At 62.1% G+C, this 26,254-nt stretch carries 1 protein-coding gene (running past one end of the window); it reads left to right on the top strand.

Translation table 11 applies throughout. From position 1 onward, the window contains the following. Nucleotides 1-198 precede the first annotated feature (198 nt). Nucleotides 199-26,254 carry the 5' portion of a type I polyketide synthase gene (locus SHTP_RS26455; protein ID WP_096372705.1) on the top strand. Its footprint extends 16,367 nt past the window's final position, so only the first 26,056 of its 42,423 coding nucleotides appear in the window; its start codon is at nucleotides 199-201; its stop codon lies off the right edge, out of view.

The following is a 26,254-nucleotide window of genomic DNA, read 5'->3' as shown; positions in this document are numbered from 1 at the left end:
GCGAACCGAAATGGCTGACCGGTTCGCGGTCGGGTATGAGGTCACCGTTCTCGATGCTGCCGCCTGAAATACTAACGATGCAAAGCTGATCCAGCACTACAGCCAACTGCGCTACTACATATTTTAATTAACGTGATAGTACCCAATTTAGGGTGCGTGATCTTCGGAGATGCTCACCAAAACTGCAGGGGAGGTCGGGTGTTGGGTGATGCAGTCGCAGTGGTCGGAATGTCTTGCCGGGTTCCTGGCGCATCTGATCCGGACGCTCTGTGGGCGCTGCTGCGAGACGGGATCAGTGTGGTCGATGAGATACCTTCTGCACGTTGGAATTTAGACGGCCTCGTTGCTCACCGACTGACCGATGAGCAACGATCAGCGCTTCGGCATGGCGCCTTTCTTGATGACGTCGAAGGGTTTGACGCCGCGTTCTTCGGAATTAACCCCTCCGAAGCTGGGTCGATGGATCCGCAGCAACGATTGATGCTTGAACTGACCTGGGCAGCACTCGAAGATGCTCGAATCGTGCCAGAACATCTTTCCGGTAGCAGTAGCGGGGTGTTTACCGGCGCCATGAGCGATGATTACACGACCGCGGTGACCTACCGCGCAGCGATGACTGCACATACCTTTGCGGGGACTCACCGCAGCCTCATAGCCAACCGTGTCTCCTACACACTCGGTCTACGCGGACCTAGTTTGGTCATCGATACCGGGCAATCGTCCTCACTGGTGGCTGTGCACGTGGCAATGGAAAGCTTGCGCAGAGAAGAAACTTCACTTGCTATCGCGGGTGGTATTCACCTTAACCTCAGCCTCGCCGCCGCACTGAGCGCAGCACACTTTGGAGCCCTTTCACCTGACGGACGCTGCTACACCTTCGACGCACGTGCCAACGGATACGTTCGTGGCGAAGGCGGCGGCGTCGTCGTCCTCAAACGTCTCAACGACGCCCTAGCCGACGGCAACCATATTTACTGTGTGATCCGCGGCAGCTCAGTCAACAACGACGGCACCACTCAAGACTTGACAGCGCCCGGAGTCGACGGCCAGCGTCAAGCGCTCCTTCAAGCTTATGAACGAGCCGAAATCGACCCCTCAGAAGTCCAATACGTCGAGCTACATGGCACCGGCACCCGACTCGGCGATCCCACCGAAGCCCACTCGCTTCACTCCGTCTTCGGCACATCCACGGTCCCGCGCAGCCCGCTGCTAGTCGGGTCAATCAAAACCAATATCGGTCACCTCGAAGGCGCCGCAGGAATCCTCGGCCTAATCAAGACTGCCCTTGCCGTTCATCATCGCCAGCTTCCCCCCAGCCTCAACTACACGGTTCCTAACCCAAAAATCCCGCTAGAGCAGCTAGGGCTCCGCGTCCAAACCACTCTCAGTGAATGGCCGGACTTAGACAAACCGCTAACGGCGGGCGTGTCATCTTTTTCCATGGGTGGCACCAACGCCCACCTCGTCCTCCAACAACCCCCCACCCCCGACACCACACAAACCCCCGACACCACAACAGGTTCTGATCCCGCAGTGGGTTCTGATCCCGCAGTGGGTGTACTGGTGTGGCCGTTGTCAGCGCGTTCAGCGCCGGGGTTAAGCGCACAAGCGGCCCGTCTGTACCAGCATCTCAGCGCCCACCCCGATCTGGATCCGATCGATGTAGCCCACAGCCTGGCTACCACACGCAGCCACCACCCCCACCGCGCCACCATCACCACCAGCATTGAGCACCACAGCGAAAACAACCACGACACAACCGATGCGCTGGCCGCACTGCACGCCCTGGCCAACAACGGCACACACCCCCTGCTGAGCAGAGGCCTGCTGACCCCACAGGGCCCCGGCAAAACAGTGTTCGTGTTCCCCGGACAGGGCAGTCAATACCCCGGCATGGGCGCAGATCTCTACCGCCAATTCCCCGTGTTCGCCCACGCCCTCGACGAGGTCGCTGCGGCGCTGAACCCGCATCTCGATGTTGCGTTGCTTGAGGTGATGTTCAGCCAACAAGACACTGCCATGGCGCAACTGCTGGACCAGACCTTCTATGCACAACCGGCGTTGTTCGCGCTGGGAACCGCTCTACATCGATTGTTCACCCACGCCGGTATCCACCCGGACTACCTGCTAGGCCACTCCATCGGAGAACTCACCGCGGCATACGCCGCCGGTGTGCTGTCACTGCAAGACGCAGCCACCTTGGTCACAAGCCGAGGACGACTGATGCAATCCTGCACGCCCGGCGGGACGATGCTCGCGCTACAAGCCAGCGAAGCAGAAGTACAACCGCTGCTTGAAGGCCTAGACCACGCCGTGTCCATCGCCGCGATCAACGGAGCAACGTCGATCGTACTGTCAGGAGATCACGACAGCCTCGAACAAATCGGCGAGCACTTCATTGCCCAAGATCGACGTACCACCCGACTGCAGGTCAGTCACGCTTTCCACTCTCCACATATGGACCCCATCCTCGAACAATTCCGCCAGATCGCGGCCCAACTCACCTTCACCGCACCCACCTTGCCCATCTTGTCCAACCTCACCGGGCAGATCGCCCGCCACGACCAACTCGCCTCACCTGACTATTGGACCCAACAGCTACGTAACACTGTCCGGTTCCATGACACTGTCGCTGCCCTGCTCGGGGCGGGTGAGCAGGTTTTCCTGGAACTCTCACCTCACCCGGTGTTGACACAAGCGATCACCGACACCGTCGAACAAGCCGGCGGCGGCGGCGCAGCAGTGCCAGCTCTACGCAAGGATCGCCCTGATGCTGTCGCGTTCGCTGCAGCACTCGGCCAGCTGCACTGCCATGGCATCAGCCCATCCTGGAATGTTCTTTACTGCCAGGCCCGCCCCCTCACACTGCCCACCTACGCTTTCCAGCATCAGCGTTACTGGCTGCTGCCCACCGCCGGTGATTTCAGCGGGGCCAATACCCACGCCATGCATCCGCTGCTAGACACCGCCACCGAACTGGCCGAAAACCGCGGATGGGTGTTCACCGGCCGGATCAGCCCACGCACCCAACCATGGCTAAACGAACACGCCGTCGAATCAGCCGTGCTGTTCCCGAACACCGGATTTGTCGAGCTAGCGCTGCATGTCGCTGACCGTGCCGGATATTCCTCGGTCAACGAACTGATCGTGCACACCCCCCTGCTGCTCGCTGGCCACGACACCGCGGATCTACAGATCACCGTCACCGACACCGATGACATGGGCCGGCAGTCTCTTAACATCCACTCGCGCCCACATATCGGCCATGACAACACCACCACCGGCGATGAACAACCCGAGTGGGTTCTGCATGCCAGCGCAGTCCTGACCGCACAAACCGCCGACCACAACCACCTCCCCCTAACGCCTGTGCCGTGGCCTCCACCCGGCACAGCCGCGATCGAGGTGGATGACTTCTACGACGACCTAGCTGCACAGGGCTACAACTACGGCCCAACATTCCAAGGTGTGCAACGGATATGGCGTGACCACGCCACACCCGATGTCATCTACGCCGAAGTTGAACTACCCGAAGACACCGACATCGACGGCTACGGCATCCACCCCGCCCTATTCGACGCCGCTTTACACCCCCTACTCGCCCTGACCCAACCCCCCACCAACAACACCGATGACACCAACACCGCAGACACCGGTGACCAGGTGCGGCTGCCCTACGCCTTTACCGGCATCAGTTTGCACGCCACCCACGCCACCCGATTGCGGGTACGGCTGACCCGTACCAACACCGATGCCATCACCGTGCACACCAGTGACACCACCGGAGCCCCGGTGGCGATCATCGATTCATTGATCACCCGCCCCCTCACCACCGCCACAGGGTCTGCTCCGGCAGCCACGGCAGCTGGCCTACTACACCTGAGCTGGCCACCACACCCCGACACCACGACCGACACCGACACCGACACCGATGCCCTGCGGTATCGGGTGATCGCCGAACCCACTCAACAGCTGCCCCGCTACCTGCACGACCTACACACCAGCACCGACCTGCACACCAGCACCACCGAAGCAGACGTGGTTGTGTGGCCGGTACCGGTGCCCAGCAACGAAGAGCTCCAGGCACACCAAGCATCCGACACCGCGGTGTCTTCTCGGATACACACCCTGACCCGCCAAACACTTACCGTGGTGCAGGACTGGCTCACTCACCCCGACACCACCGGCACCCGACTGGTCATCGTGACCCGCCACGGCGTCAGCACCAGTGCCCACGACCCGGTCCCCGACCTAGCCCACGCCGCAGTGTGGGGCCTGATCCGCAGCGCCCAAAACGAACACCCCGGACGCTTCACACTGCTCGACACCGACGACAACACCAACAGCGACACCCTCACCACCGCCCTAACCCTGCCAACCCGCGAAAACCAACTGGCCATACGCCGCGACACCATCCACATCCCCCGCCTGACCCGACACAGCAGTGACGGTGCGCTCACTGCGCCGGTGGTGGTAGATCCTGAGGGCACGGTGTTGATCACCGGGGGGACCGGGACGCTGGGTGCCTTGTTTGCCGAGCATCTGGTTTCTGCCCATGGTGTCCGGCATCTGTTGTTGACCTCGCGGCGCGGACCTCAGGCCCACGGTGCCACCGATCTGCAGCAGCGGCTCACCGATCTAGGTGCTCATGTCACCATCACGGCCTGCGATATCAGCGACCCCGAAGCACTGGCCGCCCTGGTCAATTCAGTGCCCACACAACACCGTTTAACCGCGGTAGTGCACACCGCCGCGGTATTGGCCGACACCCCAATCACCGAGTTGACCGGCGATCAACTCGACCAGGTGCTGGCCCCCAAAATCGACGCGGCATGGCAGCTGCACCAACTCACCTACGAACACAACCTGTCTGCATTCATCATGTTCTCGTCCATGGCCGGAATGATAGGCAGTCCCGGTCAGGGTAACTACGCGGCAGCCAACACCGCGTTAGATGCTCTCGCCGACTACCGCCACCGCCTGGGCTTGCCCGCGACCAGCCTGGCCTGGGGCTACTGGCAGACCCGCACCGGTGTCACCGCGCATCTAACCGATGTAGATCTAGCCCGCATGACCCGCCTGGGTTTGATGCCCATCGCCACCAGCCACGGACTGGCCCTGTTCGATGCCGCCCTCGCCACCGGACGGCCCGTTTCGATACCCGCCCCGATCAACACCCACACCCTGGCCCGACACGCCCGCGACAACACCCTGGCCCCGATCCTGTCTGCGCTGATCACCACACCACGGCGCCGGGCGGCTTCTGCCGCAACCGATCTCGCTGCCCGCCTCAACGGACTTAGCCCCCAACAGCAACAACAAACACTGGCCACCCTCGTGGCCGCGGCCACCGCCACCGTGCTGGGCCACCACACCCCCGAAAGCATCAGCCCAGCCACCGCGTTCAAAGACCTCGGAATCGATTCGCTGACCGCCCTTGAACTGCGCAACACCCTCACCCACAACACCGGCCTCAACCTTTCGTCCACTCTTATCTTCGATCACCCCACACCCCATGCGGTGGCCGAGCATCTGCTTGAACAGATCCCTGGCATCGGTGCCCTGGTGCCGGCTCCGGTGGTGATCGCAGCTGGTCGTACCGAGGAGCCGGTGGCGGTGGTGGGGATGGCGTGTCGTTTCCCCGGTGGTGTCGCATCAGCGGATCAGTTGTGGGACTTGGTGATCGCTGGCCGTGATGTGGTGGGTAATTTTCCGGCCGATCGGGGTTGGGATGTGGAGGGATTGTTTGATCCCGATCCGGACGCGGTCGGCAAAACCTACACCCGTTACGGCGCGTTCCTTGACGATGCGGCAGGTTTTGATGCCGGGTTCTTTGGGATCTCTCCACGGGAGGCACGCGCGATGGACCCCCAGCAGCGGCTGCTGCTGGAGGTGTGCTGGGAAGCGCTAGAAACCGCGGGTATTCCCGCGCACACCTTGGCCGGCACCTCCACCGGGGTGTTCGTCGGAGCCTGGGCCCAGTCCTACGGCGCCACCAACTCCGATGGCGCTGAGGGGTATGCGATGACCGGCGGCGCGACTAGCGTCATGTCCGGCCGTATCGCCTACACCTTGGGCCTAGAAGGTCCAGCGATCACCGTTGACACCGCCTGCTCGTCATCGCTGGTGGCAATTCACCTGGCCTGCCAATCCTTACGCAACAACGAATCCCAGCTAGCACTGGCCGGCGGCGTCACCGTGATGAGCACACCTGCGATTTTCACCGAGTTCTCCCGCCAACGCGGCCTGGCCCCAGATGGACGCTGCAAAGCTTTCGCCGCTACCGCCGATGGCACCGGCTGGGGTGAAGGCGCCGCGGTCTTGGTCCTTGAACGGCTCTCCGAGGCCCGCCGCAACAACCACCCGGTCCTTGCGATCGTCGCTGGATCGGCGATCAACCAAGACGGCGCATCCAACGGACTGACCGCACCCCACGGCCCGTCACAACAACGCGTCATCAACCAAGCACTAGCCAACGCCGGCCTCACCCACGACCAGGTCGACGCCGTCGAAGCCCACGGCACCGGCACCACACTGGGTGACCCCATCGAAGCCGGCGCCCTACACGCCACCTACGGCCACCACCACACGCCCGATCAACCGCTTTGGCTGGGATCCATCAAATCCAACATCGGCCACACCCAAGCCGCCGCCGGCGCCGCCGGTGTGGTCAAGATGATCCAAGCCATCACCCACGCCACCTTGCCCGCCACCTTGCACGTCGACCAACCCAGCCCCCACATCGACTGGTCCAGCGGCACAGTCCAACTCCTAACCGAGCCCATCCAATGGCCCAACACCGACCACCCCCGCACCGCGGCGGTGTCCTCATTCGGCATCAGCGGCACCAACGCCCACCTCATCCTCCAACAACCCCCCACCCCCAACCCCACACAAACCCCCGAGGACTGCAGCCCCGCACAATCTCCCTGCGCAACAATCACCGATGCAGGCACGGGATTATCGTTTGTGCCCTGGGTGATTTCAGCGAAGTCGGCTGAGGCGTTGTCTGCGCAGGCGAGCCGATTGTTGACGCGCCTTGACGATGATCCAGTTGTCGATGCAATCGACCTGGGGTGGTCATTGATAGCCACTCGATCGATGTTTGAGCATCGCGCAGTAGTTGTGGGTGCGGATCGTCACCAGTTGCAGCGCGGGTTGGCCGAGTTGGCTTCTGGTGACTTGGGCGCCGATGTAGTGGTGGGCCGGGCCCGCGCAGCGGGCGAGACTGTAATGGTGTTTCCCGGTCAGGGATCACAGCGGTTGGGCATGGGCGCGCAGCTTTATGAACAATTCCCGGTATTCGCGGCGGCGTTTGATGACGTTGTTGATGCGCTGGACCAGTATCTGCGGTTGCCGCTACGCCAAGTTATGTGGGGCGACGATGAAGGCCTGCTCAATTCAACGGAGTTCGCCCAGCCGTCGTTGTTTGCTGTCGAGGTCGCACTGTTTGCGTTGCTGCGCTTCTGGGGTGTCGTTCCGGATTACGTGATAGGCCATTCGGTAGGAGAGCTGGCCGCTGCACAAGTGGCTGGCGTTTTGAGCCTGCAGGACGCGGCTAAATTAGTTTCAGCGCGGGGCCGACTGATGCAGGCCCTGCCCGCCGGTGGAGCGATGGTCGCGGTAGCCGCCAGCCAGCATGAAGTCGAGCCTTTGCTGGTTGAAGGGGTCGATATCGCGGCGCTCAATGCGCCAGGGTCAGTCGTGATCTCTGGTGATCAGGCGGCAGTCCGTTTGATCGCTAATCGATTGGCGGATAGGGGCTACAGGGCGCACGAACTTGCGGTTTCGCATGCCTTTCATTCATCGTTGATGGAGCCGATGTTGGAGGAGTTCGCTCGGCTCGCTTCTGAAATCGTTGTGGAGCAACCGCAGATTCCACTGATTTCGAACGTGACTGGTCAGCTGGCCAACGCCGACTACGGGTCGGCAGGTTACTGGGTGGACCACATCCGCCGTCCAGTCCGTTTCGCCGATAGTGTCGCTTCGTTGGAAGCCATGGGGGCTAGCTGCTTCATTGAAGTCGGTCCAGCCAGCGGGTTGGGCGCAGCTATCGAGCAATCCTTGAAATCTGCCGAGCCGACCGTGTCAGTGTCGGCACTGTCCACCGATAAACCTGAATCCGTCGCCGTATTGCGCGCTGCAGCACGACTTTCCACCTCCGGCATTCCTGTGGATTGGCAGTCGGTGTTCGACGGCCGCAGCACCCAGACAGTTAACCTGCCCACCTACGCCTTCCAGCGGCAACGGTTCTGGCTCGACGCCAACCGTATCGGTCAAGGCGATCCCGCCAGTCAACCACAGGCCCAGAACGTTGAATCCCGTTTTTGGGAGGCGGTCGAGCGGGAAGACGTTGATGGCTTGGCTGATTCTATAGGTGTCACCGCCAGTGCCATGCAGACCGTGCTACCTGCATTGTCTTCATGGCGTCGCGCGGAGCGCACACAGTCCGAGCTTGATTCCTGGCGCTATCAGGTGACATGGCTGTCTTCCCCAACAACGCCGAGTTCGACCACGCTGTCCGGCATTTGGTTGCTGATAGTTCCAAGCGAACTTGCAAAGACTGACCCAGTAATTGGATGTGCTGCAGCGCTCGAAGCGCACGGCGCCTTAGTCACGATTATCACAATTTTCGAGCCGGACTTCAATCGATCATTGATGGGCGCTTCCCTAAAAGATCTCGGTTCACACATATCTGGTGTCATATCGTTCTTAGGGATTCACGGGTCCGAATTCTCCGATAGCGGCGCGGTCAAGACATTAAATCTTGTGCAAGCAATGGGCGATGTCCACTTGGACGTTCCTTTGTGGTGCCTAACGCAGGGCGCGGTATCGGTCAGCGCCGACGATTTGATCCGATGCCCGTCAGCAGCCCTGGTGTGGGGTCTGGGGAGAGTCGTCGCATTAGAGCACCCGGGATCGTGGGGTGGCTTAGTAGACCTCCCCGAGTCACCCGACGATGCAGCATGGGAGCGCTTGTGCGCCCTCCTCGCGCAGCCGACGGATGAAGATCAGTTTGCGATCAGGCCGTCTGGGGTTTTCCTACGGAGATTGATCCACGCCCCGGCAACCACGACATCCAAATCCTCGACCGCGTGGGCTCCGAGGGGGACCGTGTTAATCACAGGCGGCACAGGCGCGTTAGGCGCACACGTCGCAAGGTGGTTGGCCCACAAATATGAATCGGTAGATTTGCTCTTAACCAGCCGTCGCGGGATGGCAGCCGATGGAGCTACAGAGCTAGTGGATGACCTCCGCGCGGCTGGCGCCAGTGTGACAGTGCACGCCTGCGACGTGACAGACCGCACTTCAGTCGAGGCTGCAATAGCAGGTAAATCCCTTGATGCGGTCTTTCATCTTGCAGGACGACACCAGCCAACTCTGCTAACAGAACTCGAGGACGAATCCTTTAGTGACGAATTGGCGCCGAAGGTTCACGGTGCCCAAGTATTGAGTGACATCACGTCTAACCTCACACTATCAGCGTTTGTCATGTTCTCGTCAGTAGCCGGAATCTGGGGCGGCAAAAGTCAAGGCGCATATGCTGCCGCTAACGCATTCTTAGATTCGCTCGCCGAGAAACGGCGCACGTTGGGGTTACCAGCAACATCGGTCGCTTGGGGACTGTGGGCTGGCGGCGGCATGGGAGACCGGCCATCCGCTTCGGGACTAAACCTTATTGGCTTGAAATCGATGTCAGCAGATTTAGCTGTGCAGGCGCTAAGCGACGCCATTGACAGACCGCAAGCAACATTGACTGTTGCGAGCGTCAACTGGGATCGGTTCTACCCCACATTCGCTTTGGCGCGACCGAGGCCCTTCCTACACGAAATCACAGAGGTAATGGCTTACCGCGAGTCGATGCGCTCGAGCTCTGCATCGACGGAGACGCTCCTGACGAGCAAATTAGCCGGACTAACGGCGACAGAACAGCGTGCAGTCACCCGGAAGTTGGTCCTTGATCAAGCCGCATCCGTTCTCGGGTACGCCTCAACTGAGAGTCTCGATACTCATGAGTCATTCAAAGACCTCGGATTTGATTCGCTGACCGCCCTTGAACTGCGCGACCACCTCCAAACTGCGACCGGCCTCAACCTTTCGTCCACTCTTATCTTCGATCACCCCACACCCCATGCGGTGGCCGAGCATCTGCTTGAACAGATCCCTGGCATCGGTGCCCTGGTGCCGGCTCCGGTGGTGATCGCAGCTGGTCGTACCGAGGAGCCGGTGGCGGTGGTGGGGATGGCGTGTCGTTTCCCCGGTGGTGTCGCATCAGCGGATCAGTTGTGGGACTTGGTGATCGCTGGCCGTGATGTGGTGGGTAATTTTCCGGCCGATCGGGGTTGGGATGTGGAGGGATTGTTTGATCCCGATCCGGACGCGGTCGGCAAAACCTACACCCGTTACGGCGCGTTCCTTGACGATGCGGCAGGTTTTGATGCCGGGTTCTTTGGGATCTCTCCACGGGAGGCACGCGCGATGGACCCCCAGCAGCGGCTGCTGCTGGAGGTGTGCTGGGAAGCGCTAGAAACCGCGGGTATTCCCGCGCACACCTTGGCCGGCACCTCCACCGGGGTGTTCGTCGGAGCCTGGGCCCAGTCCTACGGCGCCACCAACTCCGATGGCGCTGAGGGGTATGCGATGACCGGCGGCGCGACTAGCGTCATGTCCGGCCGTATCGCCTACACCTTGGGCCTAGAAGGTCCAGCGATCACCGTTGACACCGCCTGCTCGTCATCGCTGGTGGCAATTCACCTGGCCTGCCAATCCTTACGCAACAACGAATCCCAGCTAGCACTGGCCGGCGGCGTCACCGTGATGAGCACACCTGCGATTTTCACCGAGTTCTCCCGCCAACGCGGCCTGGCCCCAGATGGACGCTGCAAAGCTTTCGCCGCTACCGCCGATGGCACCGGCTGGGGTGAAGGCGCCGCGGTCTTGGTCCTTGAACGGCTCTCCGAGGCCCGCCGCAACAACCACCCGGTCCTTGCGATCGTCGCTGGATCGGCGATCAACCAAGACGGCGCATCCAACGGACTGACCGCACCCCACGGCCCGTCACAACAACGCGTCATCAACCAAGCACTAGCCAACGCCGGCCTCACCCACGACCAGGTCGACGCCGTCGAAGCCCACGGCACCGGCACCACACTGGGTGACCCCATCGAAGCCGGCGCCCTACACGCCACCTACGGCCACCACCACACGCCCGATCAACCGCTTTGGCTGGGATCCATCAAATCCAACATCGGCCACACCCAAGCCGCCGCCGGCGCCGCCGGTGTGGTCAAGATGATCCAAGCCATCACCCACGCCACCTTGCCCGCCACCTTGCACGTCGACCAACCCAGCCCCCACATCGACTGGTCCAGCGGCACAGTCCAACTCCTAACCGAGCCCATCCAATGGCCCAACACCGACCACCCCCGCACCGCGGCGGTGTCCTCATTCGGCATCAGCGGCACCAACGCCCACCTCATCCTCCAACAACCCCCCACCCCCAACCCCACACAAACCCCCGAGGACTGCAGCCCCGCACAATCTCCCTGCGCAACAATCACCGATGCAGGCACGGGATTATCGTTTGTGCCCTGGGTGATTTCAGCGAAGTCGGCTGAGGCGTTGTCTGCGCAGGCGAGCCGATTGTTGACGCGCCTTGACGATGATCCAGTTGTCGATGCAATCGACCTGGGGTGGTCATTGATAGCCACTCGATCGATGTTTGAGCATCGCGCAGTAGTTGTGGGTGCGGATCGTCACCAGTTGCAGCGCGGGTTGGCCGAGTTGGCTTCTGGTGACTTGGGCGCCGATGTAGTGGTGGGCCGGGCCCGCGCAGCGGGCGAGACTGTAATGGTGTTTCCCGGCCAGGGATCACAGCGGTTGGGCATGGGCGCGCAGCTTTATGAACAATTCCCGGTATTCGCGGCGGCGTTTGATGACGTTGTTGATGCGCTGGACCAGTATCTGCGGTTGCCGCTACGCCAAGTTATGTGGGGCGACGATGAAGGCCTGCTCAATTCAACGGAGTTCGCCCAGCCGTCGTTGTTTGCTGTCGAGGTCGCACTGTTTGCGTTGCTGCGCTTCTGGGGTGTCGTTCCGGATTACGTGATAGGCCATTCGGTAGGAGAGCTGGCCGCTGCACAAGTGGCTGGCGTTTTGAGCCTGCAGGACGCGGCTAAATTAGTTTCAGCGCGGGGCCGACTGATGCAGGCCCTGCCCGCCGGTGGAGCGATGGTCGCGGTAGCCGCCAGCCAGCATGAAGTCGAGCCTTTGCTGGTTGAAGGGGTCGATATCGCGGCGCTCAATGCGCCAGGGTCAGTCGTGATCTCTGGTGATCAGGCGGCAGTCCGTTTGATCGCTAATCGATTGGCGGATAGGGGCTACAGGGCGCACGAACTTGCGGTTTCGCATGCCTTTCATTCATCGTTGATGGAGCCGATGTTGGAGGAGTTCGCTCGGCTCGCTTCTGAAATCGTTGTGGAGCAACCGCAGATTCCACTGATTTCGAACGTGACTGGTCAGCTGGCCAACGCCGACTACGGGTCGGCAGGTTACTGGGTGGACCACATCCGCCGTCCAGTCCGTTTCGCCGATAGTGTCGCTTCGTTGGAAGCCATGGGGGCTAGCTGCTTCATTGAAGTCGGTCCAGCCAGCGGGTTGGGCGCAGCTATCGAGCAATCCTTGAAATCTGCCGAGCCGACCGTGTCAGTGTCGGCACTGTCCACCGATAAACCTGAATCCGTCGCCGTATTGCGCGCTGCAGCACGACTTTCCACCTCCGGCATTCCTGTGGATTGGCAGTCGGTGTTCGACGGCCGCAGCACCCAGACAGTTAACCTGCCCACCTACGCCTTCCAGCGGCAACGGTTCTGGCTCGACGCCAACCGTATCGGTCAAGGCGATCCCGCCAGTCAACCACAGGCCCAGAACGTTGAATCCCGTTTTTGGGAGGCGGTCGAGCGGGAAGACGTTGATGGCTTGGCTGATTCTATAGGTGTCACCGCCAGTGCCATGCAGACCGTGCTACCTGCATTGTCTTCATGGCGTCGCGCGGAGCGCACACAGTCCGAGCTTGATTCCTGGCGCTATCAGGTGACATGGCTGTCTTCCCCAACAACGCCGAGTTCGACCACGCTGTCCGGCATTTGGTTGCTGATAGTTCCAAGCGAACTTGCAAAGACTGACCCAGTAATTGGATGTGCTGCAGCGCTCGAAGCGCACGGCGCCTTAGTCACGATTATCACAATTTTCGAGCCGGACTTCAATCGATCATTGATGGGCGCTTCCCTAAAAGATCTCGGTTCACACATATCTGGTGTCATATCGTTCTTAGGGATTCACGGGTCCGAATTCTCCGATAGCGGCGCGGTCAAGACATTAAATCTTGTGCAAGCAATGGGCGATGTCCACTTGGACGTTCCTTTGTGGTGCCTAACGCAGGGCGCGGTATCGGTCAGCGCCGACGATTTGATCCGATGCCCGTCAGCAGCCCTGGTGTGGGGTCTGGGGAGAGTCGTCGCATTAGAGCACCCGGGATCGTGGGGTGGCTTAGTAGACCTCCCCGAGTCACCCGACGATGCAGCATGGGAGCGCTTGTGCGCCCTCCTCGCGCAGCCGACGGATGAAGATCAGTTTGCGATCAGGCCGTCTGGGGTTTTCCTACGGAGATTGATCCACGCCCCGGCAACCACGACATCCAAATCCTCGACCGCGTGGGCTCCGAGGGGGACCGTGTTAATCACAGGCGGCACAGGCGCGTTAGGCGCACACGTCGCAAGGTGGTTGGCCCACAAATATGAATCGGTAGATTTGCTCTTAACCAGCCGTCGCGGGATGGCAGCCGATGGAGCTACAGAGCTAGTGGATGACCTCCGCGCGGCTGGCGCCAGTGTGACAGTGCACGCCTGCGACGTGACAGACCGCACTTCAGTCGAGGCTGCAATAGCAGGTAAATCCCTTGATGCGGTCTTTCATCTTGCAGGACGACACCAGCCAACTCTGCTAACAGAACTCGAGGACGAATCCTTTAGTGACGAATTGGCGCCGAAGGTTCACGGTGCCCAAGTATTGAGTGACATCACGTCTAACCTCACACTATCAGCGTTTGTCATGTTCTCGTCAGTAGCCGGAATCTGGGGCGGCAAAAGTCAAGGCGCATATGCTGCCGCTAACGCATTCTTAGATTCGCTCGCCGAGAAACGGCGCACGTTGGGGTTACCAGCAACATCGGTCGCTTGGGGACTGTGGGCTGGCGGCGGCATGGGAGACCGGCCATCCGCTTCGGGACTAAACCTTATTGGCTTGAAATCGATGTCAGCAGATTTAGCTGTGCAGGCGCTAAGCGACGCCATTGACAGACCGCAAGCAACATTGACTGTTGCGAGCGTCAACTGGGATCGGTTCTACCCCACATTCGCTTTGGCGCGACCGAGGCCCTTCCTACACGAAATCACAGAGGTAATGGCTTACCGCGAGTCGATGCGCTCGAGCTCTGCATCGACGGAGACGCTCCTGACGAGCAAATTAGCCGGACTAACGGCGACAGAACAGCGTGCAGTCACCCGGAAGTTGGTCCTTGATCAAGCCGCATCCGTTCTCGGGTACGCCTCAACTGAGAGTCTCGATACTCATGAGTCATTCAAAGACCTCGGATTTGATTCGCTGACCGCCCTTGAACTGCGCGACCACCTCCAAACTGCGACCGGCCTCAACCTTTCGTCCACTCTTATCTTCGATCACCCCACACCCCATGCGGTGGCCGAGCATCTGCTTGAACAGATCCCTGGCATCGGTGCCCTGATGCCGGCTCCGGTGGTGATCGCAGCTGGTCGTACCGAGGAGCCGGTGGCGGTGGTGGGGATGGCGTGTCGTTTCCCCGGTGGTGTCGCATCAGCGGATCAGTTGTGGGACTTGGTGATCGCTGGCCGTGATGTGGTGGGTAATTTTCCGGCCGATCGGGGTTGGGATGTGGAGGGATTGTTTGATCCCGATCCGGACGCGGTCGGCAAAACCTACACCCGTTACGGCGCGTTCCTTGACGATGCGGCAGGTTTTGATGCCGGGTTCTTTGGGATCTCTCCACGGGAGGCACGCGCGATGGACCCCCAGCAGCGGCTGCTGCTGGAGGTGTGCTGGGAAGCGCTAGAAACCGCGGGTATTCCCGCGCACACCTTGGCCGGCACCTCCACCGGGGTGTTCGTCGGAGCCTGGGCCCAGTCCTACGGCGCCACCAACTCCGATGGCGCTGAGGGGTATGCGATGACCGGCGGCGCGACTAGCGTCATGTCCGGCCGTATCGCCTACACCTTGGGCCTAGAAGGTCCAGCGATCACCGTTGACACCGCCTGCTCGTCATCGCTGGTGGCAATTCACCTGGCCTGCCAATCCTTACGCAACAACGAATCCCAGCTAGCACTGGCCGGCGGCGTCACCGTGATGAGCACACCTGCGGTTTTCACCGAGTTCTCCCGCCAACGCGGCCTGGCCCCAGATGGACGCTGCAAAGCTTTCGCCGCTACCGCCGATGGCACCGGCTTTGGTGAAGGCGCCGCGGTCTTGGTCCTTGAACGGCTCTCCGAGGCCCGCCGCAACAACCACCCGGTCCTTGCGATCGTCGCTGGATCGGCGATCAACCAAGACGGCGCATCCAACGGACTGACCGCACCCCACGGCCCGTCACAACAACGCGTCATCAACCAAGCACTAGCCAACGCCGGCCTCACCCACGACCAGGTCGACGCCGTCGAAGCCCACGGCACCGGCACCACACTGGGTGACCCCATCGAAGCCGGCGCCCTACACGCCACCTACGGCCACCACCACACGCCCGATCAACCGCTTTGGCTGGGATCCATCAAATCCAACATCGGCCACACCCAAGCCGCCGCCGGCGCCGCCGGTGTGGTCAAGATGATCCAAGCCATCACCCACGCCACCTTGCCCGCCACCTTGCACGTCGACCAACCCAGCCCCCACATCGACTGGTCCAGCGGCACAGTCCAACTCCTAACCGAGCCCATCCAATGGCCCAACACCGACCACCCCCGCACCGCGGCGGTGTCCTCATTCGGCATCAGCGGCACCAACGCCCACCTCATCCTCCAACAACCCCCCACCCCCGACACCACACAAACCCCCGACACCACAACAGGTTCTGATCCCGCAGTGGGTTCTGATCCCGCAGTGGGTTCTGATCCCGCAGTGGGTTCTGATCCCGCAGTGGGTGTACTGGTGTGGCCGTTGTCAGCGCGTTCAGCGCCGGGGTTAAGCGCACAAGCGGCCCGTCTGTACCAGCATCTCAGCGCCCACCCCGATCTGGATCCGATCGATGTAGCCCACAGCCTGGCTACCACACGCAGCCACCACCCCCACCGCGCCACCATCACCACCAGCATTGAGCACCACAGCGAAAACAACCACGACACAACCGATGCGCTGGCCGCACTGCACGCCCTGGCCAACAACGGCACACACCCCCTGCTGAGCAGAGGCCTGCTGACCCCACAGGGCCCCGGCAAAACAGTGTTCGTGTTCCCCGGACAGGGCAGTCAATACCCCGGCATGGGCGCAGATCTCTACCGCCAATTCCCCGTGTTCGCCCACGCCCTCGACGCATGCGACGCAGCGTTACAGCCTTTCACTGGATGGTCGGTGCTAGCTGTGTTACACGACGAACCCGAGGCCCCGTCGTTGGAGCGGGTCGATGTGGTCCAGCCTGTGTTGTTCTCGGTGATGGTGTCGTTAGCCGCACTCTGGCGGTGGGCCGGAATCACCCCCGATGCAGTCATCGGCCACTCCCAGGGCGAGATCGCCGCGGCACATGTGGCCGGAGCCCTGACCTTGCCCGAAGCAGCTGCGGTAGTGGCTTTGCGCAGCCGTGTCTTGACCGACCTGGCCGGTGCCGGTGCCATGGCTTCAGTGCTATCGCCCGAGGAACCACTGACCCAGCTGCTGGCACGGTGGGACGGCAAGATCACTGTCGCCGCAGTTAACGGCCCCGCTAGCGCTGTGGTCTCCGGCGATACCACAGCGATCACCGAATTGCTGACTACCTGCGAACACGAAAACATCGACGCTCGCGCTATCCCGGTGGACTACCCCTCTCATTCCCCCTATATGGAACACATCCGCCATCAGTTCCTCGACGAGCTACCCGAGCTGACACCGCGGCCATCAACCATCGCGATGTATTCCACCGTCGACGGCGAACCTCACGACACCGCCTACGACACCACCACAATGACCGCGGACTACTGGTACCGCAACATCCGTAACACTGTCCGGTTCCATGACACTGTCGCTGCCCTGCTCGGGGCGGGTGAGCAGGTTTTCCTGGAACTCTCACCTCACCCGGTGTTGACACAAGCGATCACCGACACCGTCGAACAAGCCGGCGGCGGCGGCGCAGCAGTGCCAGCTTTACGCAAGGATCGCCCTGATGCTGTCGCGTTCGCTGCAGCACTCGGCCAGCTGCACTGCCATGGCATCAGCCCATCCTGGAATGTTCTTTACTGCCAGGCCCGCCCCCTCACACTGCCCACCTACGCTTTCCAGCATCAGCGTTACTGGCTGCTGCCCACCGCCGGTGATTTCAGCGGGGCCAATACCCACGCCATGCATCCGCTGCTAGACACCGTCACCGAACTGGCCGAAAACCGCGGATGGGTGTTCACCGGCCGGATCAGCCCACGCACCCAACCATGGCTAAACGAACACGCCGTCGAATCAGCCGTGCTGTTCCCAGGCACCGGATTTGTCGAGCTAGCGCTGCATGTCGCTGACCGTGCCGGATATTCCTCGGTCAACGAACTGATCGTGCACACCCCCCTGCTGCTCGCTGGCCACGACACCGCGGATCTACAGATCACCGTCACCGACACCGATGACATGGGCCGGCAGTCTCTTAACATCCACTCGCGCCCACATATCGGCCATGACAACACCACCACCGGCGATGAACAACCCGAGTGGGTTCTGCATGCCAGCGCAGTCCTGACCGCACAAACCGCCGACCACAACCACCTCCCCCTAACGCCTGTGCCGTGGCCTCCACCCGGCACAGCCGCGATCGAGGTGGATGACTTCTACGACGACCTAGCTGCACAGGGCTACAACTACGGCCCAACATTCCAAGGTGTGCAACGGATATGGCGTGACCACGCCACACCCGATGTCATCTACGCCGAAGTTGAACTACCCGAAGACACCGACATCGACGGCTACGGCATCCACCCCGCCCTATTCGACGCCGCTTTACACCCCCTACTCGCCCTGACCCAACCCCCCACCAACAACACCGATGACACCAACACCGCAGACACCGGTGACCAGGTGCGGCTGCCCTACGCCTTTACCGGCATCAGTTTGCACGCCACCCACGCCACCCGATTGCGGGTACGGCTGACCCGTACCAACACCGATGCCATCACCGTGCACACCAGTGACACCACCGGAGCCCCGGTGGCGATCATCGACTCATTGATCACCCGCCCCCTCACCACCGCCACAGGGTCTGCTCCGGCAGCCACGGCAGCTGGCCTACTACACCTGAGCTGGCCACCACACCCCGACACCACGACCGACACCGACACCGACACCGATGCCCTGCGGTATCGGGTGATCGCCGAACCCACTCAACAGCTGCCCCGCTACCTGCACGACCTACACACCAGCACCGACCTGCACACCAGCACCACCGAAGCAGACGTGGTTGTGTGGCCGGTACCGGTGCCCAGCAACGAAGAGCTCCAGGCACACCAAGCATCCGACACCGCGGTGTCTTCTCGGATACACACCCTGACCCGCCAAACACTTACCGTGGTGCAGGACTGGCTCACTCACTCCGACACCACCGGCACCCGACTGGTCATCGTGACCCGCCACGGCGTCAGCACCAGTGCCCACGACCCGGTCCCCGACCTAGCCCACGCCGCAGTGTGGGGCCTGATCCGCAGCGCCCAAAACGAACACCCCGGACGCTTCACACTGCTCGACACCGACGACAACACCAACAGCGACACCCTCACCACCGCCCTAACCCTGCCAACCCGCGAAAACCAACTGGCCATACGCCGCGACACCATCCACATCCCCCGCCTGACCCGACACAGCAGTGACGGTGCGCTCACTGCGCCGGTGGTGGTAGATCCTGAGGGCACGGTGTTGATCACCGGGGGGACCGGGACGCTGGGTGCCTTGTTTGCCGAGCATCTGGTTTCTGCCCATGGTGTCCGGCATCTGTTGTTGACCTCGCGGCGCGGACCTCAGGCCCACGGTGCCACCGATCTGCAGCAGCGGCTCACCGATCTAGGTGCTCATGTCACCATCACGGCCTGCGATATCAGCGACCCCGAAGCACTGGCCGCCCTGGTCAATTCAGTGCCCACACAACACCGTTTAACCGCGGTAGTGCACACCGCCGCGGTATTGGCCGACACCCCAATCACCGAGTTGACCGGCGATCAACTCGACCAGGTGCTGGCCCCCAAAATCGACGCGGCATGGCAGCTGCACCAACTCACCTACGAACACAACCTGTCTGCATTCATCATGTTCTCGTCCATGGCCGGAATGATAGGCAGTCCCGGTCAGGGTAACTACGCGGCAGCCAACACCGCGTTAGATGCTCTCGCCGACTACCGCCACCGCCTGGGCTTGCCCGCGACCAGCCTGGCCTGGGGCTACTGGCAGACCCGCACCGGTGTCACCGCGCATCTAACCGATGTAGATCTAGCCCGCATGACCCGCCTGGGTTTGATGCCCATCGCCACCAGCCACGGACTGGCCCTGTTCGATGCCGCCCTCGCCACCGGACGGCCCGTTTCGATACCCGCCCCGATCAACACCCACACCCTGGCCCGACACGCCCGCGACAACACCCTGGCCCCGATCCTGTCTGCGCTGATCACCACACCACGGCGCCGGGCGGCTTCTGCCGCAACCGATCTCGCTGCCCGCCTCAACGGACTTAGCCCCCAACAGCAACAACAAACACTGGCCACCCTCGTGGCCGCGGCCACCGCCACCGTGCTGGGCCACCACACCCCCGAAAGCATCAGCCCAGCCACCGCGTTCAAAGACCTCGGAATCGATTCGCTGACCGCCCTTGAACTGCGCAACACCCTCACCCACAACACCGGCCTGGATCTGCCCCCCACCCTCATCTTCGATCACCCCACACCCCATGCGGTGGCCGAGCATCTGCTTGAACAGATCCCTGGCATCGGTGCCCTGGTGCCGGCTCCGGTGGTGATCGCAGCTGGTCGTACCGAGGAGCCGGTGGCGGTGGTGGGGATGGCGTGTCGTTTCCCCGGTGGTGTCGCATCAGCGGATCAGTTGTGGGACTTGGTGATCGCTGGCCGTGATGTGGTGGGTAATTTTCCGGCCGATCGGGGTTGGGATGTGGAGGGATTGTTTGATCCCGATCCGGACGCGGTCGGCAAAACCTACACCCGTTACGGCGCGTTCCTTGACGATGCGGCAGGTTTTGATGCCGGGTTCTTTGGGATCTCTCCACGGGAGGCACGCGCGATGGACCCCCAGCAGCGGCTGCTGCTGGAGGTGTGCTGGGAAGCGCTAGAAACCGCGGGTATTCCCGCGCACACCTTGGCCGGCACCTCCACCGGGGTGTTCGCCGGAGCCTGGGCCCAGTCCTACGGCGCCATCAACTCCGATGGCGCTGAGGGGTATGCGATGACCGGCGGCTCGACTAGCGTCATGTCCGGCCGTATCGCCTACACCTTGGGCCTAGAAGGTCCAGCGATCACCGTTGACACCGCCTGCTCGTCATCGTTGGTGGCAATTCACCTGGCCTGCCAATCCTTACGCAACAACGAATCCCAGCTAGCACTGGCCGGCGGCGTCACCGTGATGAGCACACCTGCGGTTTTCACCGAGTTCTCCCGCCAACGCGGCCTGGCCCCAGATGGACGCTGCAAAGCTTTCGCCGCTACCGCCGATGGCACCGGCTTTGGTGAAGGCGCCGCGGTCTTGGTCCTTGAACGGCTCTCCGAGGCCCGCCGCAACAACCACCCGGTCCTTGCGATCGTCGCTGGATCGGCGATCAACCAAGACGGCGCATCCAACGGACTGACCGCACCCCACGGCCCGTCACAACAACGCGTCATCAACCAAGCACTAGCCAACGCCGGCCTCACCCACGACCAGGTCGACGCCGTCGAAGCCCACGGCACCGGCACCACACTGGGTGACCCCATCGAAGCCGGCGCCCTACACGCCACCTACGGCCACCACCACACGCCCGATCAACCGCTTTGGCTGGGATCCATCAAATCCAACATCGGCCACACCCAAGCCGCCGCCGGCGCCGCCGGTGTGGTCAAGATGATCCAAGCCATCACCCACGCCACCTTGCCCGCCACCTTGCACGTCGACCAACCCAGCCCCCACATCGACTGGTCCAGCGGCACAGTCCAACTCCTAACCGAGCCCATCCAATGGCCCAACACCGACCACCCCCGCACCGCGGCGGTGTCCTCATTCGGCATCAGCGGCACCAACGCCCACCTCATCCTCCAACAACCCCCCACCCCCGACACCACACAAACCCCCGACACCACAACAGGTTCTGATCCCGCAGTGGGTTCTGATCCCGCAGTGGGTGTACTGGTGTGGCCGTTGTCAGCGCGTTCAGCGCCGGGGTTAAGCGCACAAGCGGCCCGTCTGTACCAGCATCTCAGCGCCCACCCCGATCTGGATCCGATCGATGTAGCCCACAGCCTGGCTACCACACGCAGCCACCACCCCCACCGCGCCACCATCACCACCAGCATTGAGCACCACAGCGAAAACAACCACGACACAACCGATGCGCTGGCCGCACTGCACGCCCTGGCCAACAACGGCACACACCCCCTGCTGAGCAGAGGCCTGCTGACCCCACAGGGCCCCGGCAAAACAGTGTTCGTGTTCCCCGGACAGGGCAGTCAATACCCCGGCATGGGCGCAGATCTCTACCGCCAATTCCCCGTGTTCGCCCACGCCCTCGACGAGGTCGCTGCGGCGCTGAACCCGCATCTCGATGTTGCGTTGCTTGAGGTGATGTTCAGCCAACAAGACACTGCCATGGCGCAACTGCTGGACCAGACCTTCTATGCACAACCGGCGTTGTTCGCGCTGGGAACCGCTCTACATCGATTGTTCACCCACGCCGGTATCCACCCGGACTACCTGCTAGGCCACTCCATCGGAGAACTCACCGCGGCATACGCCGCCGGTGTGCTGTCACTGCAAGACGCAGCCACCTTGGTCACAAGCCGAGGACGACTGATGCAATCCTGCACGCCCGGCGGGACGATGCTCGCGCTACAAGCCAGCGAAGCAGAAGTACAACCGCTGCTTGAAGGCCTAGACCACGCCGTGTCCATCGCCGCGATCAACGGAGCAACGTCGATCGTACTGTCAGGAGATCACGACAGCCTCGAACAAATCGGCGAGCACTTCATTGCCCAAGATCGACGTACCACCCGACTGCAGGTCAGTCACGCTTTCCACTCTCCACATATGGACCCCATCCTCGAACAATTCCGCCAGATCGCGGCCCAACTCACCTTCACCGCACCCACCTTGCCCATCTTGTCCAACCTCACCGGGCAGATCGCCCGCCACGACCAACTCGCCTCACCTGACTATTGGACCCAACAGCTACGTAACACTGTCCGGTTCCATGACACTGTCGCTGCCCTGCTCGGGGCGGGTGAGCAGGTTTTCCTGGAACTCTCACCTCACCCGGTGTTGACACAAGCGATCACCGACACCGTCGAACAAGCCGGCGGCGGCGGCGCAGCAGTGCCAGCTTTACGCAAGGATCGCCCTGATGCTGTCGCGTTCGCTGCAGCACTCGGCCAGCTGCACTGCCATGGCATCAGCCCATCCTGGAATGTTCTTTACTGCCAGGCCCGCCCCCTCACACTGCCCACCTACGCTTTCCAGCATCAGCGTTACTGGCTGCTGCCCACCGCCGGTGATTTCAGCGGGGCCAATACCCACGCCATGCATCCGCTGCTAGACACCGCCACCGAACTGGCCGAAAACCGCGGATGGGTGTTCACCGGCCGGATCAGCCCACGCACCCAACCATGGCTAAACGAACACGCCGTCGAATCAGCCGTGCTGTTCCCAGGCACCGGATTTGTCGAGCTAGCGCTGCATGTCGCTGACCGTGCCGGATATTCCTCGGTCAACGAACTGATCGTGCACACCCCCCTGCTGCTCGCTGGCCACGACACCGCGGATCTACAGATCACCGTCACCGACACCGATGACATGGGCCGGCAGTCTCTTAACATCCACTCGCGCCCACATATCGGCCATGACAACACCACCACCGGCGATGAACAACCCGAGTGGGTTCTGCATGCCAGCGCAGTCCTGACCGCACAAACCGCCGACCACAACCACCTCCCCCTAACGCCTGTGCCGTGGCCTCCACCCGGCACAGCCGCGATCGAGGTGGATGACTTCTACGACGACCTAGCTGCACAGGGCTACAACTACGGCCCAACATTCCAAGGTGTGCAACGGATATGGCGTGACCACGCCACACCCGATGTCATCTACGCCGAAGTTGAACTACCCGAAGACACCGACATCGACGGCTACGGCATCCACCCCGCCCTATTCGACGCCGCTTTACACCCCCTACTCGCCCTGACCCAACCCCCCACCAACAACACCGATGACACCAACACCGCAGACACCGGTGACCAGGTGCGGCTGCCCTACGCCTTTACCGGCATCAGTTTGCGCGCCACCCACGCCACCCGATTGCGGGTACGGCTGACCCGTACCAACACCGATGCCATCACCGTGCACACCAGTGACACCACCGGAGCCCCGGTGGCGATCATCGACTCATTGATCACCCGCCCCCTCACCACCGCCACAGGGTCTGCTCCGGCAGCCACGGCAGCTGGCCTACTACACCTGAGCTGGCCACCACACCCCGACACCACGACCGACACCGACACCGACACCGATGCCCTGCGGTATCGGGTGATCGCCGAACCCACTCAACAGCTGCCCCGCTACCTGCACGACCTACACACCAGCACCGACCTGCACACCAGCACCACCGAAGCAGACGTGGTTGTGTGGCCGGTACCGGTGCCCAGCAACGAAGAGCTCCAGGCACACCAAGCATCCGACACCGCGGTGTCTTCTCGGATACACACCCTGACCCGCCAAACACTTACCGTGGTGCAGGACTGGCTCACTCACCCCGACACCACCGGCACCCGACTGGTCATCGTGACCCGCCACGGCGTCAGCACCAGTGCCCACGACCCGGTCCCCGACCTAGCCCACGCCGCAGTGTGGGGCCTGATCCGCAGCGCCCAAAACGAACACCCCGGACGCTTCACACTGCTCGACACCGACGACAACACCAACAGCGACACCCTCACCACCGCCCTAACCCTGCCAACCCGCGAAAACCAACTGGCCATACGCCGCGACACCATCCACATCCCCCGCCTGACCCGACACAGCAGTGACGGTGCGCTCACTGCGCCGGTGGTGGTAGATCCTGAGGGCACGGTGTTGATCACCGGGGGGACCGGGACGCTGGGTGCCTTGTTTGCCGAGCATCTGGTTTCTGCCCATGGTGTCCGGCATCTGTTGTTGACCTCGCGGCGCGGACCTCAGGCCCACGGTGCCACCGATCTGCAGCAGCGGCTCACCGATCTAGGTGCTCATGTCACCATCACGGCCTGCGATATCAGCGACCCCGAAGCACTGGCCGCCCTGGTCAATTCAGTGCCCACACAACACCGTTTAACCGCGGTAGTGCACACCGCCGCGGTATTGGCCGACACCCCAATCACCGAGTTGACCGGCGATCAACTCGACCAGGTGCTGGCCCCCAAAATCGACGCGGCATGGCAGCTGCACCAACTCACCTACGAACACAACCTGTCTGCATTCATCATGTTCTCGTCCATGGCCGGAATGATAGGCAGTCCCGGTCAGGGTAACTACGCGGCAGCCAACACCGCGTTAGATGCTCTCGCCGACTACCGCCACCGCCTGGGCTTGCCCGCGACCAGCCTGGCCTGGGGCTACTGGCAGACCCGCACCGGTGTCACCGCGCATCTAACCGATGTAGATCTAGCCCGCATGACCCGCCTGGGTTTGATGCCCATCGCCACCAGCCACGGACTGGCCCTGTTCGATGCCGCCCTCGCCACCGGACGGCCCGTTTCGATACCCGCCCCGATCAACACCCACACCCTGGCCCGACACGCCCGCGACAACACCCTGGCCCCGATCCTGTCTGCGCTGATCACCACACCACGGCGCCGGGCGGCTTCTGCCGCAACCGATCTCGCTGCCCGCCTCAACGGACTTAGCCCCCAACAGCAACAACAAACACTGGCCACCCTCGTGGCCGCGGCCACCGCCACCGTGCTGGGCCACCACACCCCCGAAAGCATCAGCCCAGCCACCGCGTTCAAAGACCTCGGAATCGATTCGCTGACCGCCCTTGAACTGCGCAACACCCTCACCCACAACACCGGCCTGGATCTGCCCCCCACCCTCATCTTCGATCACCCCACACCCCATGCGGTGGCCGAGCATCTGCTTGAACAGATCCCTGGCATCGGTGCCCTGGTGCCGGCTCCGGTGGTGATCGCAGCTGGTCGTACCGAGGAGCCGGTGGCGGTGGTGGGGATGGCGTGTCGTTTCCCCGGTGGTGTCGCATCAGCGGATCAGTTGTGGGACTTGGTGATCGCTGGCCGTGATGTGGTGGGTAATTTTCCGGCCGATCGGGGTTGGGATGTGGAGGGATTGTTTGATCCCGATCCGGACGCGGTCGGCAAAACCTACACCCGTTACGGCGCGTTCCTTGACGATGCGGCAGGTTTTGATGCCGGGTTCTTTGGGATCTCTCCACGGGAGGCACGCGCGATGGACCCCCAGCAGCGGCTGCTGCTGGAGGTGTGCTGGGAAGCGCTAGAAACCGCGGGTATTCCCGCGCACACCTTGGCCGGCACCTCCACCGGGGTGTTCGCCGGAGCCTGGGCCCAGTCCTACGGCGCCATCAACTCCGATGGCGCTGAGGGGTATGCGATGACCGGCGGCTCGACTAGCGTCATGTCCGGCCGTATCGCCTACACCTTGGGCCTAGAAGGTCCAGCGATCACCGTTGACACCGCCTGCTCGTCATCGTTGGTGGCAATTCACCTGGCCTGCCAATCCTTACGCAACAACGAATCCCAGCTAGCACTGGCCGGCG

The organism is Mycobacterium ulcerans subsp. shinshuense, from assembly GCF_002355775.1.
GTDB classification, from domain to species: Bacteria; Actinomycetota; Actinomycetes; order Mycobacteriales; family Mycobacteriaceae; genus Mycobacterium; species Mycobacterium marinum.
The sequence above is the reverse complement of the archived record's forward strand: the minus strand, read 5'-3'. Positions and strand labels throughout refer to the sequence as shown.